Source organism: Streptomyces turgidiscabies Car8 (assembly GCF_000331005.1).
In the GTDB taxonomy this organism is placed as follows: domain Bacteria; phylum Actinomycetota; class Actinomycetes; order Streptomycetales; family Streptomycetaceae; genus Streptomyces; species Streptomyces turgidiscabies.
In genome coordinates this window covers 1-22,471 of the sequence record NZ_AEJB01000606.1, presented here as the reverse complement: position 1 = coordinate 22,471, position 22,471 = coordinate 1, and the positions used below count along the sequence as shown (strand labels likewise).

At 71.0% G+C, this 22,471-nt stretch carries 19 protein-coding genes; 8 read left to right on the top strand and 11 right to left on the bottom strand.

What is annotated here, in order from left to right:
• Nucleotides 1–16: 16 nt before the first annotated feature.
• The 3 genes from cydD to STRTUCAR8_RS42215 all read left to right on the top strand — a co-directional run bounded on the left by cydD (nucleotide 17) and on the right by STRTUCAR8_RS42215 (nucleotide 6,306).
• Nucleotides 17–3,553: a thiol reductant ABC exporter subunit CydD gene (gene cydD, locus STRTUCAR8_RS42225; RefSeq protein ID WP_078507484.1), complete on the top strand. Its 3,537-nt coding sequence runs from the start codon at nucleotides 17–19 to the stop codon at nucleotides 3,551–3,553.
• A 69-nt stretch (nucleotides 3,554–3,622) separates the two neighbouring features.
• Complete coding sequence (locus tag STRTUCAR8_RS42220; RefSeq protein WP_006382533.1) at nucleotides 3,623–5,137, top strand: GAF domain-containing protein; 1,515 nt, start codon at nucleotides 3,623–3,625, stop codon at nucleotides 5,135–5,137.
• 101 nt (nucleotides 5,138–5,238) lie between these two features.
• Entirely contained in the window at nucleotides 5,239–6,306 is a 1,068-nt protein-coding gene (locus tag STRTUCAR8_RS42215; protein ID WP_044473830.1) for a M23 family metallopeptidase, read from the top strand.
• A gap of 25 nt (nucleotides 6,307–6,331) precedes the next feature.
• On the opposite strand, the gene STRTUCAR8_RS42210 is transcribed toward STRTUCAR8_RS42215, so the two are convergent.
• From STRTUCAR8_RS42210 to STRTUCAR8_RS42185, 6 genes are all read right to left on the bottom strand, one after another.
• Nucleotides 6,332–7,201 carry a Cof-type HAD-IIB family hydrolase gene (locus STRTUCAR8_RS42210; protein WP_044473829.1) on the bottom strand — a complete coding sequence of 290 codons (870 nt, stop codon included), beginning with the start codon at nucleotides 7,199–7,201 and terminating at the stop codon, nucleotides 6,332–6,334.
• A 78-nt stretch (nucleotides 7,202–7,279) separates the two neighbouring features.
• Nucleotides 7,280–8,191, bottom strand: coding sequence for an LLM class flavin-dependent oxidoreductase (locus STRTUCAR8_RS42205; protein WP_006382547.1), 912 nt, complete (start codon nucleotides 8,189–8,191; stop codon nucleotides 7,280–7,282).
• A 64-nt stretch (nucleotides 8,192–8,255) separates the two neighbouring features.
• The gene (locus STRTUCAR8_RS42200; RefSeq protein WP_234372494.1) at nucleotides 8,256–8,702 is read right to left on the bottom strand and encodes a hypothetical protein; all 447 of its coding nucleotides are present in this window, start codon (nucleotides 8,700–8,702) and stop codon (nucleotides 8,256–8,258) included.
• A 60-nt stretch (nucleotides 8,703–8,762) separates the two neighbouring features.
• Nucleotides 8,763–9,338: an RNA 2'-phosphotransferase gene (locus STRTUCAR8_RS42195; RefSeq protein WP_044473832.1), complete on the bottom strand. Its 576-nt coding sequence runs from the start codon at nucleotides 9,336–9,338 to the stop codon at nucleotides 8,763–8,765.
• Between the two features lie 173 nt (nucleotides 9,339–9,511).
• Nucleotides 9,512–11,266, bottom strand: coding sequence for an SDR family oxidoreductase (locus tag STRTUCAR8_RS42190; protein ID WP_006382551.1), 1,755 nt, complete (start codon nucleotides 11,264–11,266; stop codon nucleotides 9,512–9,514).
• Complete coding sequence (locus STRTUCAR8_RS42185; protein ID WP_006382550.1) at nucleotides 11,263–12,105, bottom strand: M24 family metallopeptidase; 843 nt, start codon at nucleotides 12,103–12,105, stop codon at nucleotides 11,263–11,265. Before STRTUCAR8_RS42185 ends, STRTUCAR8_RS42190 begins: the two co-directional genes overlap by 4 nt.
• A gap of 243 nt (nucleotides 12,106–12,348) precedes the next feature.
• Here STRTUCAR8_RS42185 and STRTUCAR8_RS42180 point away from each other — a divergent pair, with 243 nt between their 5' ends.
• The 5 genes from STRTUCAR8_RS42180 to STRTUCAR8_RS42160 all read left to right on the top strand — a co-directional run bounded on the left by STRTUCAR8_RS42180 (nucleotide 12,349) and on the right by STRTUCAR8_RS42160 (nucleotide 16,205).
• Nucleotides 12,349–13,362, top strand: coding sequence for an ABC transporter ATP-binding protein (locus STRTUCAR8_RS42180; RefSeq protein ID WP_179200675.1), 1,014 nt, complete (start codon nucleotides 12,349–12,351; stop codon nucleotides 13,360–13,362).
• The gene (locus STRTUCAR8_RS42175; protein WP_006382535.1) at nucleotides 13,352–14,257 is read left to right on the top strand and encodes an ABC transporter permease subunit; all 906 of its coding nucleotides are present in this window, start codon (nucleotides 13,352–13,354) and stop codon (nucleotides 14,255–14,257) included. The genes STRTUCAR8_RS42180 and STRTUCAR8_RS42175 overlap by 11 nt, the downstream gene beginning before the upstream one ends.
• Complete coding sequence (locus STRTUCAR8_RS42170) at nucleotides 14,254–15,165, top strand: ABC transporter ATP-binding protein (protein WP_006382540.1); 912 nt, start codon at nucleotides 14,254–14,256, stop codon at nucleotides 15,163–15,165. The genes STRTUCAR8_RS42175 and STRTUCAR8_RS42170 overlap by 4 nt, the downstream gene beginning before the upstream one ends.
• Before the next feature lie 10 nt (nucleotides 15,166–15,175).
• Nucleotides 15,176–15,895, top strand: coding sequence for an ABC transporter permease subunit (locus STRTUCAR8_RS42165; protein WP_006382552.1), 720 nt, complete (start codon nucleotides 15,176–15,178; stop codon nucleotides 15,893–15,895).
• Nucleotides 15,896–15,995: 100 nt separating this feature from the next.
• Complete coding sequence (locus STRTUCAR8_RS42160) at nucleotides 15,996–16,205, top strand: SGM_3592 family protein (RefSeq protein ID WP_006382542.1); 210 nt, start codon at nucleotides 15,996–15,998, stop codon at nucleotides 16,203–16,205.
• A 318-nt stretch (nucleotides 16,206–16,523) separates the two neighbouring features.
• Here the strand turns inward: STRTUCAR8_RS42160 and STRTUCAR8_RS42155 are convergent, their stop codons facing one another.
• From STRTUCAR8_RS42155 to STRTUCAR8_RS42135, 5 genes are all read right to left on the bottom strand, one after another.
• Entirely contained in the window at nucleotides 16,524–17,336 is an 813-nt protein-coding gene (locus tag STRTUCAR8_RS42155) for an HAD family hydrolase (protein WP_006382538.1), read from the bottom strand.
• The gene (gene serS, locus STRTUCAR8_RS42150) at nucleotides 17,333–18,622 is read right to left on the bottom strand and encodes a serine--tRNA ligase (RefSeq protein WP_006382546.1); all 1,290 of its coding nucleotides are present in this window, start codon (nucleotides 18,620–18,622) and stop codon (nucleotides 17,333–17,335) included. The genes STRTUCAR8_RS42155 and serS overlap by 4 nt, the downstream gene beginning before the upstream one ends.
• A gap of 548 nt (nucleotides 18,623–19,170) precedes the next feature.
• On the bottom strand, nucleotides 19,171–20,103 hold the full coding sequence (pheA, locus tag STRTUCAR8_RS42145; protein ID WP_006382539.1) for a prephenate dehydratase: 933 nt from the start codon (nucleotides 20,101–20,103) through the stop codon (nucleotides 19,171–19,173).
• 104 nt (nucleotides 20,104–20,207) lie between these two features.
• A complete protein-coding gene (gene efeB / locus STRTUCAR8_RS42140) occupies nucleotides 20,208–21,536 on the bottom strand; it encodes an iron uptake transporter deferrochelatase/peroxidase subunit (RefSeq protein WP_078507483.1) in 1,329 nt (442 codons plus the stop codon).
• A gap of 8 nt (nucleotides 21,537–21,544) precedes the next feature.
• The coding region (locus tag STRTUCAR8_RS42135) for a copper resistance D family protein (protein ID WP_048818899.1) at nucleotides 21,545–22,471 on the bottom strand (927 nt) is incomplete at its 5' end.

Sequence of the window (22,471 nt, the reverse complement as noted above, 5' to 3'; positions counted from 1 at the left end):
CTCTGGACCGAAGGGCATGTTTCACGTGAAACCAATCGATCCGCGACTCCTCCGCTACGCGGGTGCCACGCGCCGCTTCCTGCTGGCGGTCGTCGGCCTGGGTGCCGTCGGCGCGGGTCTGGTCATCGCGCAGGCCATGCTCATCGCCGAGGTGGTGGTCGGCGCCTTCCAGCACGGACTGTCGGTAACCGAACTCCGTACGCCCCTTCTGCTGTTGGCGGCCGTCGCCGGTGGCCGGGCGGTGGTCTCCTGGCTCACCGAGCTGGCCGCCCACCGGACAAGCGCCGCGGTAAAGTCGGAGCTTCGCGGGCGTTTGCTGGAGCGGGCCGTCGCGCTCGGCCCCGGGTGGCTGAGCGGGCAGCGGACCGGATCGCTGGTCGCCCTCGCCACGCGGGGAGTGGACGCGCTCGACGACTACTTCTCGCGCTATCTGCCGCAGTTGGGGCTCGCGGTGGTCGTGCCCGTGGCCGTGCTGGCGCGGATCGTCACCGAGGACTGGGTGTCCGCCGCGATCATCGTCGGCACCCTGCCGCTCATTCCGGTCTTCATGATGCTGATCGGCTGGGCCACGCAGTCCCGGATGGACCGCCAGTGGCGGCTGCTGTCCCGGCTGTCGGGCCATTTCCTCGATGTCGTGGCCGGGCTGCCGACCCTGAAGGTCTTCGGCCGGGCCAAGGCGCAGGCCGAGTCGATCCGGCGGATCACCGGCGAGTACCGGCAGGCCACCATGGGGACCCTGCGGATCGCCTTCATCTCGTCCTTCGCGCTGGAACTCCTGGCGACACTGTCCGTGGCGCTGGTCGCGGTGACCATCGGTATGCGGCTCGTGCACGGCGAGATGGACCTGTACATCGGGCTCGTCATCCTCATCCTCGCGCCGGAGGCGTATCTGCCGCTGCGTCAGGTGGGCGCCCAGTTCCACGCGGCGGCGGAGGGCCTCGCCGCCGCCGAGGAGATCTTCGCCGTACTGGAGACGCCGGTGCCGGAATCCGGGACCGGGGCGGTGCCGGAGGGCGGGGTCGCCTTCGAGGGCGTCACGGTCAGGTATCCCGGGCGCTCGGTGGACGCGGTGGCGGACGTCTCCTTCGCAGTCGAGGCCGGCGAGACGGTCGCGCTCGTCGGGCCGAGCGGCGCCGGCAAGTCGACGCTGCTGCACGCGCTCCTCGGGTTCGTCCGGCCGGCGGAAGGACGTGTGTCGGTCGGGGGTGCCGACCTCGCGGGCCTAGACCTGGAGCAGTGGCGTTCACGGGTGGCCTGGGTGCCCCAGCGGCCCCATCTGTTCGCCGGGTCGATCGCCGAGAACGTACGGCTGGCCCGGCCCGACGCCGACGACACAGCTGTACGGAGGGCACTGGCCGACGCCGGAGCGCTGGAGTTCGTGGACGCGCTGCCCGAGGGCGCCCACGCGGTGCTCGGTGAGGAGGGGGCCGGGCTGTCCGCCGGGCAGCGGCAACGGCTCGCGCTGGCCCGGGCATTCCTCGCGGACCGGCCTGTGCTGCTGCTCGACGAGCCGACGGCCGCGCTGGACGGGGAGACCGAGGCCGAGGTCGTGGCCGCCGTACGGCGCCTCGCTGTGGGACGGACGGTGCTGCTGGTCGTGCACAGGCCGGCGCTGCTGGGGGTGGCCGACCGGGTGGTGCGGCTGGCGGAGGCCGCGCGCCCGGCTCAGCTGCCCGGTCACGAACAGGCCGGCGGTTCCCTCGGCGGCGACGGACTCCTCGTGGACGGTCCGCGGAGTGTTCCGCTCCCCGTGCTCGACGAGGAGGTACCCGTGCCCGGCGCTCCCACCGGGCGACTCGGTGTGCTCGCACGGGTGCGGGCCATGTCCGGGGCCCGGCGCGGGCGGCTCGGGCTCGCGCTGCTGCTCGGGAGTCTCGCGCTCGGCAGTGCCGTCGGGCTCATGGCGACCTCCGGGTGGCTCATCTCACGGGCCTCGCAGCAGCCGCCCGTGCTGTACCTGATGGTCGCCGTGACGGGCACGCGGGCCTTCGGGATCGGGCGGGCCGTCTTCCGGTACGCCGAGCGGCTGGTGTCGCACGACGCCGTGCTGCGGATGCTGGCCGACACCCGGGTGGCCGTCTACCGGCGCCTGGAGCGGCTGGCGCCCGCCGGACTGCGGTCGACCAGGCGCGGTGACCTGCTGTCGCGGCTCGTGGCCGATGTGGACGCTCTCCAGGACTACTGGCTGCGCTGGCTGCTGCCCGCCGGGGCCGCCCTCGTCGTCTCGGCCGCCTCTGTCGGGTTCACGGCGTGGCTGCTGCCGGAGGCCGGGGCTGTCCTCGCCGCCGGACTGCTTGCCGCCGGCGTCGGCGTCCCCCTCGTCACCAGTGCCGTGGCGCGGCGCGCGGAACGCCGGCTCGCCCCGGCCCGCGGGGCACTCGCCACGCATGTGGCCGACCTGCTCACCGGCACCGCCGAGTCGACGGTCGCGGGCGCCCTGAACGCACGTACCGAACAGGTTCGGCGGGCCGACTCGGTGCTCACCGGGATCGCCTCGCGCGCGGCCACCGCCACCGCCCTCGGCGACGGGCTCACCGCGCTGCTGTCCGGACTGACGGTCGCGGCCACCGCCCTCGTCGGCGCCCAGGCGGTCGCCGACGGGCGGCTCGACGGAGTGGTGACGGCCGTTGTCGTCCTCACTCCCCTGGCCGCCTTCGAAGCCGTCCTCGGGCTGCCGCTCGCCGTGCGGTACCGGCAGCGCGTGCGCAGGAGCGCCGAGCGCGTGTACGAGGTCCTGGACGCGCCCGAGCCCGTACGGGAACCCGAGGAGCCGCTCCCCGCGCCGCTGTCGCCTTTCCCTGTCGTCGTCACGGCGCTGGCCGCCCGCCATGCCGGACAGGACCGGGACGCCCTCGCGCGCCTCGACCTCACCCTCGACGAAGGGCGCAGGGTCGCCGTCGTCGGGCCGTCCGGGTCCGGCAAGACGACGCTCGCCCAGGTGCTCCTGCGGTTCCTGGACGCGGACGCCGGCTCCTACACGCTGGGCGGCGTGGACGCGTACGCACTGGACGGCGACGACGTACGGCGGCTCATCGGGCTGTGCGCCCAGGACGCCCACCTCTTCGACAGCTCCGTGCGCGAGAACCTGCTGCTGGCGAAGAAGGACGCGACCGAGGACGACCTGCGGAGCGCCCTCACGCGGGCGCGGCTGCTGGACTGGGCCGAGTCGCTGCCCGACGGCCTCGACACGCTGGTCGGCGAGCACGGGGCGCGGCTGTCCGGCGGCCAGCGGCAGCGGCTGGCGCTCGCCCGGGCGCTGCTCGCCGACTTCCCGGTGCTCGTGCTCGACGAGCCCGCCGAACACCTCGACCTGCCGACCGCCGACGCGCTCACCGCCGATCTGCTGGCAGCGACCGAGGGCCGTACGACGCTGCTCATCACCCACCGGCTGGCCGGTCTCGACGCCGTGGACGAGGTGATCGTGCTGGACGCCGGGCAGGTCGTGCAGCGCGGGACGTTCGCGGATCTGGTCGCCGTCGAGGGGCCCCTGCGGGGGATGGCGGAGCGGGAGGCGGAGTCCGAGCGACTGGCAGCGGCAGCGGCCGTGCATTGAGCCCCTGCTCGTCAGGGGGCGCCGTCGCCTCGACTTTCGTGGACAAAGGGCACTAATTAGGCTCGTAGGATGTCCGATCTACCGCTTCGCCCCGAGCCGTGCGTGCCGCAGTTGCTGGAAGCCATGCGGGCCGTCGGGAGCGGGCTCGGACCGGATGCCACGCTGGAGCGGATCTGTGCGACGGCCACCGCCCTGGTGGACGCCGGGCACGTGGCCATCAGGGTTTTCGCCGAGGACGGCGCGGGCTTCACCGACCTCGTTCACCACGGCGGCGACGAGGAGAGCGCTTGGAGGGCCGAGCCGATCCGGGTGCACGGCGAGGTCGTCGGGAACCTGTACCTCGGTGCCAAGCGCGGCGGAGGGCCCTACACCGAGCACGACCTGACCCTGGTCCGGGTGCTGGCCACGGAGGCGGGCATCGCCATCGGCAACGCCCGCCTGTACGAGGCCGCCCGGCAGCGCGAGCGCTGGATCGACGGGTCCGTGGCAGTGACCACCGCGCTGCTCTCGGGCGGCGACATCGGTGCCTCGCTGCGGATCGTCGCCGAACAGGCACGCCGGCTTTCCGGAGCGGCGGCCGGGATCGTGCTGCTGCCCGCCGACGCGGGCGGTCTGGAGATCGTCGCCGTGGACGCGGAGAGCCCCTCCGACGCGCTCGGCGTGATCATCCCGCCGGAGAGCGAGATCGTCGCCGAACTCCTCGACGGCGAGCCGGTGTTCGTCGCCGATGCGGCGACCGACCCCCGGCTGGCCATCGGCACCGGCCTCGGCAGCGACTACGGGCCCACCATGCTGCTGCCCCTGCAGAGCGACGGCCGCGTCGTCGGCAGCCTCGCCATGCCCCGCGCGCGGGGAGAGAGCGCGTTCACCGAGACGGAGCGCGCGCTCGCCGTCCAGTTCGCCGCACAGGCCGCGCTCGCGCTGATGATGGCCGAGGCCCAGCGCGACCGGGAACGGCTCGCGGTGTACGAGGACCGCGACCGGATCGCCCGTGACCTGCACGACCTCGTCATCCAACGGCTCTTCGCCACCGGGATGATGTTGGAGAGCGCCCAGCGCGGGCCGGTCGCGCCCGAGGTACGGGACGGCGTCGGCAGGGCCGTCGACGAACTCGACGTCACCATCCAGGAGATCCGCACCGCGATCTTCGCGCTCCAGGACGACCCCGGGGAGATCCCGTCCGAGCTGTCCACACGGGTGGAGCGGGAGATCCACATGGCCGCCGTGGCGCTCGGCTTCCAGCCCTCGCTCCGGGTGGTCGGCCCGGTCGACACCGATGTCGGCGAGCTGACCGGCAAGAACCTCGTCGCCGCCCTTCGCGAGGGACTGTCCAACGCCTTCCGCCATGCCGGGGCGTCCCGCATCGATGTCGTGGTCGACGCGGACGCGACCCTGCCGGACGGCCGGCGTGGCGTACGGCTGACCGTCGCCGACGACGGTGTCGGCATCCCCGAGGGCGGGCGGCGCAGCGGCCTCAGAAACCTGAAACGGCGCGCGGAGTCGCTGGGCGGCGACAGCGTGCACGGACCCGGCAGCGGCCCGGCGGGCGGCGGTACGACGGTGGTGTGGCAGGCACCGTACTGAGCCCGGCACGGCCCCTCTTGTGAGCCGTTCGTGGCAACGGGTCCCCCAGGCGTACGACTTGAACAGGCACCCGGGCCGGTTTGCGGTACACGATCGCTGACATGGGATCACGTCGCCGCCACCCGCTGCTCGTTCCGGCGCTGCTGTGCGCGCTCGTGGTCCTGGTCGCCCGGCCCACGGCGGCTTCGGGCGAGGGCACGGAACCCGGACCGGACTCGGGTACGGACTCGGGTCTCAGCACCGAGGTGACCCGGCTGTACGCGGATGCCGCCGTGGTGACGCGGCAGTACGAGGCCGGACGGCGCGAGGCCGAGGCGGAGGGGGTCAAAGCCCGAAGGCTCGAGGAACTCCTCACCCGTGAACGGCGGGACATCGCCGTCCTGCACGAGGATCTGGGCCGGATCGCACGCGGCCAGTACCGCAGCGGAGGCGGCCTGCTGCTCACCGCGCAGATGCTGCTCGCGGACAGTCCCGATGAGCTGATGCGTGGTCAGCGGGCGGTGTGGCAGGCCGATCTCGCCGTCAACAACGCGATCGACAAGAGCCGCCGTGCGGAGGCCCGGCTCGCGGCCGACGAGGCGAAGGCGGCGGCGCAGTGGCAGACGCTGGAGCGCAGGAACGGCGAACTCGCCGGGCTGAAGCGGTCGATCGAGGCGAAGCTCGAAGAGGCCCGCTGGACGCTGCAGGGCCGGGCCGACGCCTCGGTGGCGGCAGGCTCGTGCCGGGGTGCCGTCCGGCTCGACCAGCCGGACCCCGGGACGATGCCGGAGTACGTCACGCCTGTGGAGACGTACGAGCTCTCCGCGAGTTTCGGCAGCGGCGGTGACCGGTGGGCGAACGGGCACACCGGGCAGGACTTCGCGGTACCGATCGGCACCCCGGTGCGCGCGGTCGGCGCCGGCACGGTGGTGTCGGTGTCCTGCGGAGGCGCCTTCGGCATCGAGATCGTGATCGAGCACGCCGGGGGCTACTACACGCAGTACGCGCACCTCGCCGCCGTCACCGTCGACCAGGGGCAGCGGGTGACTCCGGGCCAGTGGATCGCCCAGACCGGCACGACCGGTAACTCGACCGGCCCGCACCTGCACTTCGAGGTACGCGTGACACCGGAACTGGGGTCGGGGGTGGACCCGGCGGCGTGGCTGGCGGCGCGCGGGGTGCCGTTGTAGGAGCGGCCCGCGTGCGGCGGCACGCTCAGAGGCGTTCCGCGAGCAGCCGCTCGATCACGACGGCGACCCCGTCCTCGTTGTTGGGCGCGGTGCGCCCCGAGGCGGCCGCGACGACGTCGGGATGCGCGTTGCCCATCGCGTACGACCGGCCCGCCCAGGTGAGCATCTCCACGTCGTTCGGCATGTCCCCGAAGGCGACGACCTCCTCGGACGAGATGCCCCGCTCGGCGCAGGACAAAGCCAGCGTGCTCGCCTTGGAGACACCAGGCCCGCTGATCTCCAGCAGGGCGCTGGGGCTGGAACGGGTGACGGTGGCACGGTCGCCGATGGCGAGCCTGGCGGTGGCCAGGAACACGTCGGGATCCATCGTGTGGTGGAAGGCGAGGATCTTGAGCACGGGCTCACCGTCGCTCGGCCCGCCCGGGGCCAGCAGCTTCTCGGCGGGCGCCCGGTTGTCCGGCACCTCCATGTGCAGCTTCGGATACTCCGGCTCCTGGTGGAAGCCGTACGTCTGCTCCACGGCGTACACGGTCCCCGGCGCGGCGTCACGCAGCAGCCGTACGGCGTCCAGCGCGTTGTCCCTGGCGAGCTCCCGCACCTTCACGAATCGGTGGGCGCCGGGGCCGCCGTGCAGGTCGACCACGGCGGCGCCGTTGCCGCAGATCGCCAGGCCGTGACCGTGGACGTGCTCACTGACGACGTCCATCCAGCGGGCCGGGCGGCCCGTGACGAAGAAGACCTCGACGCCCGCTGCCTCGGCGGCGGCCAGGGCGGCCACCGTGCGCGGGGACACCGACTTGTCGTCGCGCAGCAGTGTGCCGTCGAGGTCGGTGGCGATCAGCCGGATCGGGAGGGCGGCGGCGGGGGTCTCGGGCTCTCTGGTCGCTGAGGTCACCCGCCCATTCTCGCGTATGCCCGCGCCCGTCTGTTCGGGGCTCCGCACAGGTGAGTGGCCGCCCTGACCGGTCCTGGGTCAGCGCAGCTGCGCCGGGGCCTCCGTGGCGATGCGTTCGAAGACCTGCTCGTCGGCCGCGAAGTAGGAGTCGGGGATGGGCCAGTGGATCACGATCTCGGTGAAGCCCAGCTCCTGGTGCCGGCCCGCGAAGTCGACGAACGCGTCCACGGACTCCAGCGGACGCCCCCGGTCCGGGGTGAACCCGGTCAGCAGGACCCTGTCGAGTCCGCGCATGTCCCGGCCGATCGTGGCGCAGGCGTCGGCGAGCTTCTCGGCCTGTCCGCGCAGGGCCTGGACCGACTGCTCGGGCGTGCCGTTCTCGTACAACCGCGGGTCGCCGGTCGTCACCCAGGCCTGTCCGTACCGTGCGGCGAGCTTCAGCCCGCGCGGTCCGGTGGCGGCCACCGCGAAGGGCAGCCGGGGTCGCTGTACACAGCCCGGGATGTTGCGCACCTCGTGGGCGGAGTAATAGTCGCCCTGGTACGAGACGCCTTCCTTGCCGTCCTCGGTCAGCAGCTTGTCGAGGAGCGTGACGAACTCGCCGAACCGGTCGGCACGCTCCCGGGGTGTCCACGAATCCTGGCCCAGCGCGGTGGCGTCGAAACCGGTGCCGCCCGCGCCGATGCCGAGGGTGATCCGCCCGTTCGACACGTCGTCGAGGGAGATCAGCTCCTTGGCCAGCGTCACCGGGTGCCGGAAGTTGGGCGAGGTGACCAGCGTGCCCAGGCGCAGCCGGTCGGTGACGGCGGCGGCTGCCGTGAGCGTGGGCACGGCGCCGAACCACGGGCCGTCCCGGAAGGTGCGCCAGGACAGGTGGTCGTACGTGTACGCGGTGTGGAAGCCGAGCTGTTCCGCGCGCTGCCAGGCCGAACGCCCGCCCTCGTGCCAACGGCGGTACGGCAGGATGACGGTGCTCAGGTGCAGGCTCATGGCCCAGAGCCTAGGCGCCGTTCATGTTTCACGTGAAACAGTCACCCGGCGGCCGGGGGAACGCTCACCGGATGCGGCTGCTGAGCCAGGGGCTGAGGCCGAGCATCGGGATGTACTCCTTGTAGGTACGGTCGCAGGGCAGCGGTACCACCAGGTGGCGGGTGGGCGGGAAGCGGCGGGCCGCGACAAACGCGAGGCCGTCGAAGACGGACCGGAGGAAAGCGGGGACATCATCGCGGGGTATGTCGTGGCACTCGACGCCCTCGACGGTGATCAGCGCGTCGTCGTCGGGGAAGAGGCGGACAGACACCCGGGGGACGCCGCCGAACTCGGCGAACGCCTCGTGCGGGAGCGAGCCGTCCGGGTCCGTGGTGACGCCGATACCCGCGGCCGTGCGCCGGGAGGTCCGGTCGGCGCCGATGTCGTGGCCGACCTCGATCTCACGGGAGTACTCGGCGGCGAGGACGCGCAGGGCGGTGACGGCGGCCTCGGTGGTGGGCAGGTGGTCCATGTCCTCGATCATGCCGGGGCCGGGGCCGGGGCCGGGGCCGGGGCCGGTGGCGTGCGTGGATCAGTGCGGGCCTGAGAAGCGCAGATAACGCGGCGGTACGGCCTCCGTGAGCCAGACGCCGTTCGCGCTCACATGGAAGAGGTGGCCGTCGCGGTGCATGGCGGCCGAGTCCACGGAGAGCACGATCGGCCGGCCCCGGCGGGCACCGACCCGGGTCGCGGTCTCACGGTCGGGCGAGAGGTGCACGGCATGCCGGTTCATGGGCCGCAGGCCCTCGGCGCGGATCGCGTCCAGGAAGCGGTCCACCGTGCCGTGGTAGAGGTACGGCGGCGGGGTCGCCGGGGGCAGCCCGAGGTCCACCTCGACGCTGTGGCCCTGGCTGGCGCGGATCCGGGTGCCGTCGATCGCGAAGCGCTTCTTGTCGTTGGCGGCGACCACGTGGTCCAGTTCCTCCCGGCTGAACCGGAAGTTGTGGGCCGTGGCAGCCGCGATCAGCGTGTCGATCTCGACCCAGCCGGCCTCGTCGAGCGCGAGCCCGATCCGCTCCGGCTGGTGCCGAAGATGCTTCGACAGGTACTTCGACACCTTCACGGTGCGTCTTTCGTCGATCTCTTTCGCTGTCTCTTTTTCGGTCATCCCGTAAGGGTGCCGGGCGGGACGGGTGTCACGCATTTGTTTTTGGTCCGGAGGTTTGATCCACAGCCAAGTCGAGTTATCCACAGGGGAATTGAAGGAACTGTGGACAACTGGCCGTCGCTTTACGGGCTTTGGTCAACTTGTGTACATTTAATGCTATTTGAGATTCCTGGTCACAAAGGCGGGTCCATTCGCGCCAGCGCCCTCAACACCCTGGGCATGAAACGGGAGATGAGATGCGTGCCCCGGGCCTCCGGCGTCACCGGTGCGACCGCCTCGTTGCGTACCACCGCGCGCAGGATCGCCGAAGCGACCTTCTCCGGCGGGTAGTTGCGCAACCCGTACAGCCGCGCCGTCCGCTTCTGCCGACGGGCCTGCTCCTCCGCGTCGACTCCCGTGAAGCGCGCGGTCGTTGTGATGCTCGTGTTGACGAACCCCGGGCAGATCGCCGAGACGCCGATGCCCTGTCCCGCCAGCTCGGCGCGCAGACACTCGCTGAGCATCAGCACCGCGGCCTTCGAAGTGCTGTACGCGGGCAGCGCCTTGGAGGGCTGGAACGCTGCGGCGGACGCTATGTTCACGATGTGGCCGCCCTGCCCGCGCTCGGACATCTGCTTCCCGAAAAGCCGGCAACCGTGGATCACACCCCACAAGTTGACGTCCAGGACCTTCTTCCAGTCCTCCGCGGTCGTGTCGAAGAAGGAGCCGGAGAGGCCGATCCCGGCGTTGTTCACCAGCACGTCCACGACGCCGTACTCGGTGGCGACCCTCTCGGCGAGCTTCTCCATCGCCTGCTCGTCCGAGACGTCGACCGTCTCCGACCAGGCCTCCGGGGCGCCGACAAGACGGGCCAACTCGGCTGTGCGGGCGGCGCCTTCGGCGTCCCGGTCGACGGCCACCACACGGGCGCCCGCCTCGGCGAACGCGAAGGCCGTCGCCCGTCCGATGCCGCTGGCCGCCCCGGTGACCAGGACCAGCCGGCCGCCGAAACGCTGTGCGTACTTACCCGTTGGCGCTGTCGGGAGCTGCCCGGCCTCGTTGGCGGTCACGAACTCGCCGATCCAGGCGGCCACCTGGTCGGGCCTGGTGCGCGGGATCCAGTGCTTGGCGTCGATCGTGCGGCGCACCAGCCCGGGCGCCCACCGCTCCAGCCCGTCGTTCAGCCGCTCGGAGAGGAACGCGTCCCCCAGCGGCGTGATGAGCTGCACGGGCGCGTGCGCGTGCGCGTCCGTGCGCGGTCTGCGCAGCCGGGACCGTACGTTGTCCCGGTACAGCCAGAGGCCGTTGGACGCGTCCGTGGGCAGGGAGGCGGTCGGGTAACCGTCCGCCGGGATCTTCTCGAGGCGGGACAGCACCTTCGGCCAGCGCTTGCCGAGCGGGCCGCGCCAGGCGAGTTCGGGCAGCACGGGCGTGTGCATCGCGTACACGTACCAGGACTTGCGTCCCTGGCCCAGGAGTTGGGCGACCGCGCGCGGGGTGGGCCGCTTCAGACGCCCCTTCGTCCAGTGACCGAGGTGGTCCAGGGAGGGCCCGGACATCGACGTGAAGGACGCGATCCGGCCCTCGGTACGCGCGACGGTGACGAACTCCCAGGACTGCACCGAGCCCCAGTCGTGCCCCACCAGATGCACCGGCCGGTCCGGGCTGACCGCGTCCGCGACGGCCAGGAAGTCGTCGGTCAGCTTCTCCAGGGTGAAACCGCCGCGCAGCGGACGCGGAGCCGACGAACAGCCGTGGCCCCGCACGTCGTACAGCACGACGTGGAAGCGGTCGGCGAGGCGCGCGGCGACCTCGGACCACACCTCCTTGGTGTCCGGATAGCCGTGCAGAAGGATCACCGTGGGGTCGGCCGGGTCCCCCAGCTCGGCGACGCACAGCTCGATCCCGCCCGTCCGCACCCGGCGCTCACGCGCCCCGTCGATCGTCACTTCGCCTCCGCCCAACGCCGCACGTGCGGCAGATCGTCGTCCAGCCAGAACGCGCTTTCCTGTGGGTCCGCGGAGTCCGTGACGACCAGGATCTCCTCGAACTTCGCCCCCGTGCCCCGGAATCCGAGATGCGGCTCGACCGCCCACAGGCCCGGCTGTGGCGGATGGTCGGAGAAGCGGTACGGCGACCACAGGGGCGACCAGCCCTCGCGGTGGCCGCGCAGCGCGTCGCCCGCCAGACCCTTCAGGGACTGCGTACCGAACCCGAACAGCCTCGGTGACCAGGGCCGTTCACGCACCCGGTCGACCTTGTGCGCGATCACCCCGAAGGGATACGCGCGATGCCGGTTGGCATACCCCTGGCGGACCATGAGGCGGTCCACGTCCTCGTAGATCTCGCGCAGCGGACGCCGTTCGCGCACCTCGCGCAGGATCAGCTCGCGGTGCGCCTCCAGGTCGGCCGTCAGCCTGTCCTGCAGCGGGTTGGGGCCGAGCGAGCCCGAGTAGCCGATGTCCGCCGCGAAACCCCCGTGCACCGGGGCCAGGTCCAGGATGAACGGCATCCCCGGCTCCAGCCTGCGGCCGGTCGGGAAGAACTGGAGAGGGACGCGGAAGTTCACGAACGCCGTGCGGTCCCCGAACCAGGCGAAGGGCAGATGGAACCAGTCCCGTACGCCCCGCTCGCGCAGCCACTCCCGCTGCATCCGGGCCGCGTCGCGCTCGGTGATGCCCGGCTCCAGTCGCGCCGCCACGGACTCCGCACACTCGTACGCCAGCCGTTGCACCCGCCGGAACCCGGCCAGTTCCCCGGTGAGCCCGCCCATCACCGCCGTCGCCATTGCCGCCGCCCACCGTCCCCATCGACCGCGCTACGTGCCCGTAACTTGACCCTCGCGAATCTGACACTTGTTAGAGCCCGCGTCAACAGTCGAACGCCTGTCTGTGGGCAACGGCGCCGTTGTGGACAACCCGACGCCGGTTGTTCTACCTCAGGGGTGACCCCTACGGGCCCGTACGACTGAAGGTGGATGCCGAGACAGCTCTTCGGGCTGACGACCGGTGTGGTGTGCGCCACTACCGTCATGGACGTGACTGTGATCGCGACCGAAAGCCTGAGCAAGCGGTTCCCCCGGGTGACCGCGCTCGACCGGCTCTCCATGGACATCGGACCCGGTGTGACCGGACTCGTCGGTGCCAACGGCGCCGGCAAATCCACTCTGATCAAGATCCTGCTGGGTCTGTCTCCCGCCACGGAGGGCCGGGCCACCGTGCTCGGGCTCGACGTCGCCACCGAGGGCGGCGCCATCCGTGAACGCGTCGGCTACATGCCGGAGCACGACTGCCTGCCGCCCGACGTCTCGGCAACCGAGTTCGTCGTGCACATGGCGCGCATGTCCGGGCTTCCGCCGGCCGCCGCCCGCGAGCGCACCGCGGACACGCTGCGCCATGTCGGGTTGTACGAGGAGCGCTACCGTCCCATCGGTGGCTACTCGACCGGCATGAAACAGCGCGTCAAGCTCGCCCAGGCCCTGGTCCACGACCCGCAGCTGGTCTTCCTGGACGAGCCGACCAACGGACTCGACCCGGTCGGCCGCGACGAGATGCTCGGCCTGATCCGCCGTATCCACACCGACTTCGGCATCTCGGTGCTGGTCACCTCGCACCTGCTCGGCGAGCTGGAGCGCACCTGCGACCACGTGGTGGTCGTCGACGGCGGCAAGCTCCTGCGATCCAGCTCCACCACGGACTTCACGCAGTCCACGGCCATCCTCGCCATCGAGGTGACCGACACCGACGACCACCCCGACGGCACCACCGCGGTGCGCGACGCGCTCCACGCGCGCGGGGTGGAGACCCACGACGGCAGCGGCCTGCCCGGCGCCGGACACATCCTGCTGCTCACCGCGCAGAGCGAGGACACCTACGACCTCGTACGGGACACGGTCGCCGACCTCGGCCTCGGCCTGGTGCGCATGGAACAGCGCAGGCACCACATCTCCGAGGTCTTCACCGACAGCGACGAACAGCAGAGCGCCACACCACAGAGCACCGCACAGCACAACGCGGGAAAGGAGGCGGTCGGCCATGGCGGTTGAGCAGACCCCGGCACAGACGGGCGCCCAGTCCCGCATCCACAACATCGGCTACCGCTCGTACGACGGCCAGCGCCTGGGCCGGGCGTACGCCCGACGCTCGCTCTACTCGCAGTCCCTGCGCGGCTCCTACGGCCTCGGCCGTTCGGTCAAGTCCAAGGTGCTGCCGATGGTGCTCTTCGCCGTGATGTGCGTGCCGGCGGCCATCATGGTGGCGGTCACGGTCGCGACCAAGGCCCACAAGCTGCCCGTCGAGTACACGAACTACGCGGTCATCATGCAGGCGGTCATCGGCCTCTACGTCGCCTCGCAGGCACCCCAGGCCGTCTCCCGCGACCTGCGCTTCAAGACCGTCCCCCTGTACTTCTCGCGGCCGATCGAGACCGCCGACTACGTACGGGCGAAGTTCGCGGCGCTGGCCTCTGCCCTGTTCCTCATCACCGCGGTGCCGCTGGTCGTGCTCTACGCCGGCGCCCTGCTGGCCAAGCTCGACTTCACCGACCAGACCAAGGGATTCCTGCAGGGGCTCGTCTCCGTGGCACTGCTCTCGCTGCTGTTCGCCGGTATCGGCCTCGTCATCTCGGCGGTCACCCCGCGCCGCGGCTTCGGTATCGCGGCGGTCATCGCCGTACTGACCATCTCCTACGGGGCGGTGTCCACGCTCCAGGCCATCGCCGACGCGCAGGGCAGCTCCGGCGCCGTCCCCTGGATCGGCCTCTTCTCGCCCATCACGCTCATCGACGGGGTGCAGACGGCCTTCCTGGGCGGAACGTCCTCCTACCCCGGAGGGGTAGGCCCCGGCACCGGCGAAGGTGTGGTCTTCCTGCTCGCCGTCCTGGGTCTCGTCGCCGGCTGCTACGGCCTTCTGATGCGCCGCTACCGAAAGGTCGGACTGTGACCACGCTCAACATCGACCACGTCTCGCGCTGGTTCGGCAACGTGGTGGCGGTCAACGACATCACCATGACGATCGGCCCCGGCGTCACCGGCCTCCTCGGCCCCAACGGCGCCGGAAAGTCCACCCTCATCAACATGATGGGCGGCTTCCTGGCCCCCTCCACCGGCACCGTCACCCTCGACGGACAGCCCGTGTGGCGCAACGAGCAGATCTACAAGCACATCGGCATCGTCCCCGAGCGCGAGGCGATGTACGACTTCCTCACCGGCAAGGAATTCGTCGTCGCCAACGCCGAGTTGCACGGCCTGGGCGTCAAGGCGGCACAGCGGGCGCTCGCCACGGTCGAGATGGAGTACGCGCAGGACCGCAAGATCTCGACGTACTCCAAGGGCATGCGCCAGCGCGTGAAGATGGCGAGCGCGCTCGTCCACGACCCGTCGCTCCTCCTGCTCGACGAGCCCTTCAACGGCATGGACCCACGCCAGCGCATGCAGCTCATGGACCTGCTGCGCCGCATGGGCGCCGAGGGCCGCACGGTCCTGTTCTCCTCGCACATCCTCGAAGAGGTCGAGCAGCTGGCGGCCCACATCGAGGTCGTCGTCGCCGGACGGCACGCGGCCAGCGGTGACTTCCGCCGGATCCGCCGTCTGATGACCGACCGCCCGCACCGCTACCTGGTCCGCTCCAGCGACGACCGGGCCCTCGCCGCCGCGCTGATCGCCGACCCGTCGACCTCCGGCATCGAAGTGGACCTCGCGGAGGGCGCGTTGCGCATCCAGGCCGTCGACTTCGGCCGCTTCACCGCCCTGCTGCCCCGCGTCGCCCGCGATCACGGCATCCGGCTGCTCACGGTCTCGCCGTCCGACGAGTCCCTCGAATCCGTGTTCTCGTATCTCGTCGCCGCGTAGGAGGCCGAAAATGTACGACCCCACAGTCGCCCGGCTCACCTACCGGGCCCTGCTCGGCCGCCGCCGGGCCCTCATCCTCGGGGCGCTGCCCCTGCTGCTGATCGTGATCGCCGTCGCCGTACGCGGCCTCGTCGGCGCCGACGACCAGACGGCGGCGGACGTGCTGGGCGGACTCGCCCTCGCCACGATGGTCCCGCTCATCGGCGTCATCGCGGGCACCGGCGCGATCGGCCCGGAGATCGACGACGGCTCTGTCGTCTACCTGCTCTCCAAGCCGCTCAAGCGATCCAAGATCATCTACACCAAGCTGATCGTCGCGATCGGCGTCACCATGGCGTTCTCCGCCGTACCGACGTTCGTCGCCGGCCTCATCCTCAACGGCAACGGCCAGCAGGTCGCCGTCGCCTACACGGTCGCCGCACTGGTCGCCTCCATCGCCTACGCCGCGCTCTTCCTGCTGCTCGGCACGGTGTCCCGGCACGCGGTGGTCTTCGGCCTCGTCTACGCCCTGGTCTGGGAGGCCCTGTTCGGCTCGCTGGTGCCCGGGGCGCGCACCCTGAGCGTCCAGCAGTGGGCACTCGCCGTCGGCCACAAGGTCACGGGCGGCGACCTGGTCACCTCGGACGTCGGCCTCACCACGGCGACGGTCCTGCTGATCGCGGTCACCGTCCTCGCCACCTGGTACGCCGGACAGAAGCTGCGCACGCTGACGCCGACCGGCGAGGAGTAGGTACAAACCGGATGCCCGGGCACGCGCCGTCTCCTGACAGGGACTTCACGCGTGTCCGGGCACACTGGACAAACGGGGCCGCGGGGCAAGGAGGACGGGGATGGCAGGGGACAGGGACAGCTGGGACGAGTTGGTCCTCGACGAGGACTTCATACGTTCCGCCGGAACCGCCGAACCGTCAGCCCGCGCCCGGATGCTGGCCGCGCGCTGGCGCGCCGGGGCACCGGAGCCGCAGCCCTGGCGGTCGGACGAGCCCCCGGCCGGCTGGTTCTTCAGCAAGTCGCGTCGCCGCTGGTGGCGCCGGAAATAGGTGATCCGACCGACCGTGTAGCTCGGTCACCAGTTTTATTCGGTGGCGTCCGACTCGGCCTACAGGCACAGTGGTTGTGTCCAGTACGCCGGATCTGTCCGGTGTTCCGGGCTCGGGTTCCGGGAGCGGAGCCGGGCGACGCCGATGCACGGCGAAACGCGCGGCTTCCTTCAGGGCAGCCCGTTGCGGGTTCCGTAGGAGTCACTACCTCCGGCGGCCCCGTTCAGCGGGGGGAGCTGCCCGGGGCGGCCACTTCGAGCGCGCGAGTCACTTCGCGCGGGCCGCCCTCCCGGGCCCCCGGCCCTGAGTGGGCGGGGACTACGCGAGCAGGCGCTCCAGCACCACCGCGATGCCGTCCTCGTCGTTCGACGACGTCACCTCGTCGGCCACCGCCAGCAGTTCGGCGTGGGCGTTGGCCATCGCCACCCCGCGGGCCGCCCAGGCGAACATCGGGATGTCGTTGGGCATGTCGCCGAAGGCGATCGTGTCCACGGGCTTCAGGCCCAGCCTGCGGGCCGCCAGGGACAGGCCCTTCGCCTTGGACAGGCCCAGGGGGAGGAGTTCGACGATCCCCTCGCCGGCCATGGTGACCGTGACGAAGCCGCCCGCGGTCCGGGTGGCGACCTCCGTGAGCTCGTCCGACGACAGGGTCGGATGCTGGACGTAGATCTTGCTCAGCGGCTCGGCCCAGAGCTGCGACGGGTCCGTGAGCGGGAGGAAGGGCAGCGAGCCCAGGCTCGTGTAGCCCGGTCCGACCATCACCTCGCCGTCGACGCCCGCCCGGCTCGCCGCCAGGAACAGCGGCCCGATCTCCGCCTCGACCTTCGCCAGCGCCAGCGAGGCCAGCTGCCGGTCCAGGGTGATCGACGTCAGCAGCCGGTGCGCCCCGGCGTCGTACACCTGTGAGCCCTGGCCGCAGACCGCGAGTCCCCCGTAGCCGAGTTCGTCGAGGATGTGCCGCGTCCAGCGCACCCCGCGGCCGGTGACGACGATGTGCGCGGCACCCGCCGCGGTGGCCGCGGCGAGAGCCTCACGGGTGCGCGCCGAGACCGAGCCGTCGGAGCGCAGAAGCGTTCCGTCGAGATCGGTCGCGACGAGCCGGTAGGGGAACGACCCCGCGGCGTCGGTCACTTGGCGACCGGCTCCAGCAGCTCCCGGCCGCCGAGATACGGGCGCAGCACCTCGGGTACGCGCACCGAGCCGTCGGCCAGCTGGTGGTTCTCCAGGATCGCCACGATCGTGCGCGGTACGGCGCACAGCGTGCCGTTCAGGGTCGCCAGCGGCTGGACCCTGTTCTTGCCGTCACTGGTGTCGCGCATCCGCACGGACAGGCGGCGGGCCTGGAAGCCGTCGCAGTTGGAGGCCGAGGTCAGCTCGCGGTACTTGCCCTGGGTCGGGATCCACGCCTCGCAGTCGAACTTGCGCGAGGCGGACGAACCCAGGTCGCCCGAGGCCACGTCGATGACCTGGAAGGGCAGTTCGAGGGCGGTCAGCCACTGCTTCTCCCAGTCCAGGAGACGCTGGTGCTCGTTCTCCGCGTCCGCCGGGTCGACGTACGAGAACATCTCGACCTTGTCGAACTGGTGCACGCGGAAGATGCCTCGGGTGTCCTTGCCGTAGGTGCCGGCCTCGCGGCGGAAGCACGGCGAGAAGCCGGCGTAGCGCATCGGCAGCTTGTCCGCGTCGAGGATCTCGTCCATGTGGTACGCGGCGAGGGGGACCTCGGAGGTGCCGACCAGGTAGTAGTCGTCCTTCTCCAGGTGGTACACGTTCTCCGCGGCCTGGCCGAGGAAGCCGGTGCCCTCCATCGCGCGCGGGCGGACCAGCGCGGGGGTCAGCATCGGCGTGAAGCCGGCCTCCGTGGCCTGCGCGATCGCCGCGTTGACGAGGGCGAGTTCGAGGAGCGCGCCGACGCCGGTGAGGTAGTAGAAGCGCGAGCCGGACACCTTGGCGCCACGCTCGACGTCGATGGCGCCCAGCGCCTCGCCGAGCTCCAGGTGGTCCTTGGGCTCGAAGCCCTCGGCGCCGAAGTCGCGGATCGTGCCGTGCGTCTCCAGGACGACGAAGTCCTCCTCGCCGCCCACGGGGACGTCCGGGTGGACCAGGTTGCCGAGCTGGAGCAGGAGCTTCTTGGCTTCCTCGTCCGCCTCGTGCTGCTCGGCGTCGGCCGCCTTGACGTCGGCGGCGAGCCGGCCCGTCTTCTTGAGCAGCTCGGCCTTCTCCTCGGCGGAGGCCTTGGAGATGAGCTTGCCGATGCTCTTCTGCTCGGAACGCAGCTCGTCGAAGCGGACGCCGGACGCCCTGCGCCGCTCGTCGGCGGACAGGAGAGCGTCGACGAGCGCGACGTCCTCTCCACGGGCACGCTGCGAAGCGCGCACACGGTCGGGGTCCTCACGAAGCAGGCGAAGGTCAATCACCCTCCAAGGCTACCGGTGCGGGGTTGGCACTCACGACTCGGTATTTCCATACGCACCCAGTGTCGCCATTTGCCCCAAATGTCACCCTGTCCGGGGAGTGTCAAAGAAATGCACCCGGCTTCCCTGAAAGGGTCAGACGGTAGCGTCCGGTTGACCCGAATCCCTTGTGGAGAAGGGGACTTGGGGGCGGGGTCGGCCACAGTAATCCACACCCGCGCAGAGTTATCCACAGGCTGTGCGAAAGATCTGTGGATTACGGAAGTGATCGTTTCGAAAGGTGTCCGCGAGATGACCAATTCCCGAAGCAAACCACCCTCACGCCCACTTTCGGGTGGATATGCGTAACCCCGGGGAGTTACGCCAGGGAAACGAGTGGACGAAGGGTGGCATGCCGGACTGTGGACGAGTCGGTGGCCTGTAGGGCGATTTATCGACAGACCGGCATCTCGTTGTCGACTTGTCCCCAGGTCGAGAAGCCAGCCTGTGGATAACTTCTGTGGATAACGGAAATCGGCTGGTAGGACCGGCCGGCTGCACAGGGGGACCGGCTAGAAGCGGCCGTCCTGGCAGCGCGCCACCCAGTCGGCGGCCGTCACGAACTCCTCGTCCGACGTCCCCGGCAGCGGCGCGCGGACGTCCTCCACGCCGATGTCCGCACGCGGGTACGAACCCAGGTACCGCACCTTGAGACAGATCCGCCGGAGCCCCATGAGCGCCTCGGCGACCTTCCGGTCGGAGATATGGCCCTCGGCGTCGATGGCGAAGCAGTAGTTGCCGATGCCCTGTCCGGTCGGCCGGGACTGGAGCAGCATCAGGTTGACGCCCCGTACCGCGAACTCGCCCAGCAGATCACGCAGTCCACCGGGGTGGTCGTCGCGCTGCCAGATGACCACGGACGTCTTGTCCGCGCCGGTCGGCGCGGCGGGCCGGGCGGGCCTGCCCACCAGGACGAACCGTGTCTGCGCGTTCTGCGCGTCGTGGATACCGGTCTCCAGCGCGGTGAGGCCGTACCTGGCGGCGGCGAACTCACCCGCGAAGGCGGCGTCGTAGCGGCCCTCCTGCACCTGCCGGGCACCGTCCGCGTTCGAGGCGGACGACTCCCAGACCACATCCGGGAGGTTGACCTTCATCCAGTTGCGGACCTGCGACTGCGCGGCCGGATGGGCGGTGACGGTCTTGATCTCCGACAGCTTGGTGCCAGGCCGGACCAGCAGCGCGAAGGTGATCGACAGCAGCACCTCGCGGTAGATCATCAGCGGGGAGCCCGCGACCAGCTCGTCGAGGGTGGTGGTGATACCGCCCTCGACGGAGTTCTCGATCGGCACGAACGCGGCCTCGACCTCACCGCTGCGCACCGCGTCGAGCGTGGCCGGCACGGACACCATCGGAATCAGCTCCCGGGTGGCCGTCTCGGGGAGCGTGCGCAGGGCAACCTCGGTGAAGGTGCCCTCGGGGCCGAGATACGCGTAGCTGGCTGGCATGACCTCACCCTAATGGCCCTTGCCGAGCCGAGCTCACGCTTCCTGGCCCCGCCGCCCCAAGGGGTGACAGGGGGCCCCCGCCCACCGCCGTGGCGTCCCGGCTGTCACCCCTCCAGCAGCCGCTGCCCCACGTACTCCCCCTCGACCGCTCCGCCCGGCACCGCGAACAGGCCGCTCGACTCGTGCCGGATGAACTTCGACAGCGCGTCGCCCCGGTCGAGCTTGCGCTGGACGGGGACGAAGCCGCGCAGCGGGTCGGCCTGCCAGCAGACGAAGAGGAGCCCAGCGTCGGGCGTACCGTCCGCGCCGATCCCGTCGTGGAAGGAGAACGGGCGCCGCAGGATGGCCGCGCCGCCGTTCTCGTCGGGGCGGGTGATCCGGGAGTGGGCGTTGATGGGGACCACCAGATCGCCGTTGGCGTCGACCTTCTCCAGGTCCATCGCGGTCGTTTCCGTCCCGCCGCTCAGCGGCGCCCCGTTCGACTTCTTCCGCCCGACGACGTCCTCCTGCTGCTTGACCGACAGCTGCTCCCAGTCGTCGAGAAGCATGCGGATACGGCGTACGACGGCATAGGAGCCGTTCGCCATCCAGGACGGTTCGCCGGTGGCGGGCACGAAGATGCGCTTGTCGAAGTCGGCCTCGGACGGCTTCGGGTTGCGGGTGCCGTCCAGCTGCCCCATGAGGTTGCGGGCGGTCATCGGCTGGGCGGTGGCACCCGGCGACCGGTTGAAGCCGTTCATCTGCCAGCGGACCCTGGCCGCGCTGCCCGCGTCCTTCTGGATCGCGCGCAGGGCGTGGAAGGCGACCAGGGCGTCGTTGGCGCCGATCTGCACCCAGAGATCGCCGTTGCTGCGGGCCTTGTCGAGGTGGTCGGAGGAGAACTCGGGCAGCGGGTCGAGCGCGACCGGGCGCTGCTTCTCCAGCCCGGTGCGGGTGAAGAAGCCGTACCCGAAGCCGAAGGTGACCGTCAGGGACGACGGACCCGCGTCCCGGGCGACATCCGTGTCGTCGTGCGCGGCGGCCTCGCCGGCCATGAGCCGCTGGGCGGTGTCGGACCAGCGGCGCAGCAGTGCGGCGGCCTCCTTGCGGCCCGCGCCCGCCGCCAGGTCGAAGGCGACGAGGTGCCCGCAGGACTGGAGGCCCTCGGTGATGCCGGCCTGATGTTTCACGTGAAACTTTGCCATGTCCGCGCCCACCGAAGAGAGCGCCGGGGACTGGCCGGAGGCCTCGGTGGAGGAGCCGGAACCCGTGTCGGAGGAGCCGACGGCATAGCCGGTGGCCCCGCCCGCGGCGCCGAGCGCGAGCCCGGTGGCACCGGCGGTGCCGAGCAACCGCCGACGCGAGATGCTCTGCGTGGCGTTCTTCGAGGAGTTCCCGTCGGCGTCGCCCACGGAGCTCTCCCCACTGGTTTCCTTGGTGGACTGGTCAGCCATGGTGCGGTTCAGCCGATCTGCGCGTTCTTGTCGACGGTCACTTGGTCGATGTCGGAGGTCCGCACGGTCACGGCGATCTTCCAGTCGCCGGCCATGGGGATCTGGACCTCGTTCGCCGTCCAGTGGCCTGTCGTGAGGTGGTCCGGGTTCACCGTCAGCGGTCCGAGGTTCTTCGCGGTGAGGGTGAAGGCGACCTTCACCTCGGGCACGTCGAACGCCCTGCCGTTGGGCCGCTCCACGTACACGTGCATGACGTTGCCGCCGACGCGGGCGGGATTGATGTCGAGCCGGACGAGGCCCTTGCCGTCCTGGCCACCGGTGTCGAAGGGCATGTCCAGGGTCAGCGCGCCCGCGCCCTCCGTGTCGGAGTCCGAGGAGGAAGAGGACGATGACGACGCGGCGGCGGTGGCGGCCTTGGCGTCCTCCTCCGTGCGGCCCGGTTCGGTGGACGTCAGGACGGTCGTGACGGCGAGCAGCACGACGGCGACGCCCGCCTCGGCGAGGACCGAGCGGCGCAGTCCCGAGCGCAGCGGGTCGGCGTTGCGCAGCCGCTTCACCGTCGCGGTGTCGACGGCGGCCCGCTGCCTGGCGAGCTGGGCGGCCCGCTTGGCGTCCGAGCCCCCGGCGGCCGAGGCGCCGACCGGTTCCTTCTCGGGGTCGGCGGCGGCCTCGTCCGCCGTGTCCTCGTCCTCCGCTTCGGTGGTCGCGGCGGTCTCCGGCAGCCGGGCGGTCCAGCGGCGCGAGATGTAGGCGATGCCGACGAGGACGACCACCAGGCCGATCTTGACGAGCAGCAGCTGTCCGTACGAGGTGTCGGTGAGCGCCGACCAGGAGCCGAGCTGGCGCCACGACTGGTAGACGCCGGTCGCGACGAGTGCCAGCACGCTGCCGAAGGCGACGCGGGAGAACCGGCGTACCGCCGAACCTTCGATCGG

Bases quoted from the DNA above. Each gene is read 5' to 3' on its own strand.
- STRTUCAR8_RS42175 (WP_006382535.1), top strand. From the start codon at position 13,352: ATGGCGGTTGAGCAGACCCCGGCACAGACGGGCGCCCAGTCCCGCATC.
- STRTUCAR8_RS42160 (WP_006382542.1), top strand. From the start codon at position 15,996: ATGGCAGGGGACAGGGACAGCTGGGACGAGTTGGTCCTCGACGAGGAC.
- STRTUCAR8_RS42220 (WP_006382533.1), top strand. From the start codon at position 3,623: ATGTCCGATCTACCGCTTCGCCCCGAGCCGTGCGTGCCGCAGTTGCTG.
- STRTUCAR8_RS42215 (WP_044473830.1), top strand. From the start codon at position 5,239: ATGGGATCACGTCGCCGCCACCCGCTGCTCGTTCCGGCGCTGCTGTGC.
- pheA (WP_006382539.1), bottom strand. From the start codon at position 20,103: ATGCCAGCCAGCTACGCGTATCTCGGCCCCGAGGGCACCTTCACCGAG.
- STRTUCAR8_RS42180 (WP_179200675.1), top strand. From the start codon at position 12,349: ATGGACGTGACTGTGATCGCGACCGAAAGCCTGAGCAAGCGGTTCCCC.
- STRTUCAR8_RS42205 (WP_006382547.1), bottom strand. From the start codon at position 8,191: ATGAGCCTGCACCTGAGCACCGTCATCCTGCCGTACCGCCGTTGGCAC.
- STRTUCAR8_RS42200 (WP_234372494.1), bottom strand. From the start codon at position 8,702: ATGGACCACCTGCCCACCACCGAGGCCGCCGTCACCGCCCTGCGCGTC.
- STRTUCAR8_RS42195 (WP_044473832.1), bottom strand. From the start codon at position 9,338: ATGACCGAAAAAGAGACAGCGAAAGAGATCGACGAAAGACGCACCGTG.
- cydD (WP_078507484.1), top strand. From the start codon at position 17: ATGTTTCACGTGAAACCAATCGATCCGCGACTCCTCCGCTACGCGGGT.
- STRTUCAR8_RS42165 (WP_006382552.1), top strand. From the start codon at position 15,176: ATGTACGACCCCACAGTCGCCCGGCTCACCTACCGGGCCCTGCTCGGC.
- efeB (WP_078507483.1), bottom strand. From the start codon at position 21,536: ATGGCTGACCAGTCCACCAAGGAAACCAGTGGGGAGAGCTCCGTGGGC.
- STRTUCAR8_RS42185 (WP_006382550.1), bottom strand. From the start codon at position 12,105: ATGGCGACGGCGGTGATGGGCGGGCTCACCGGGGAACTGGCCGGGTTC.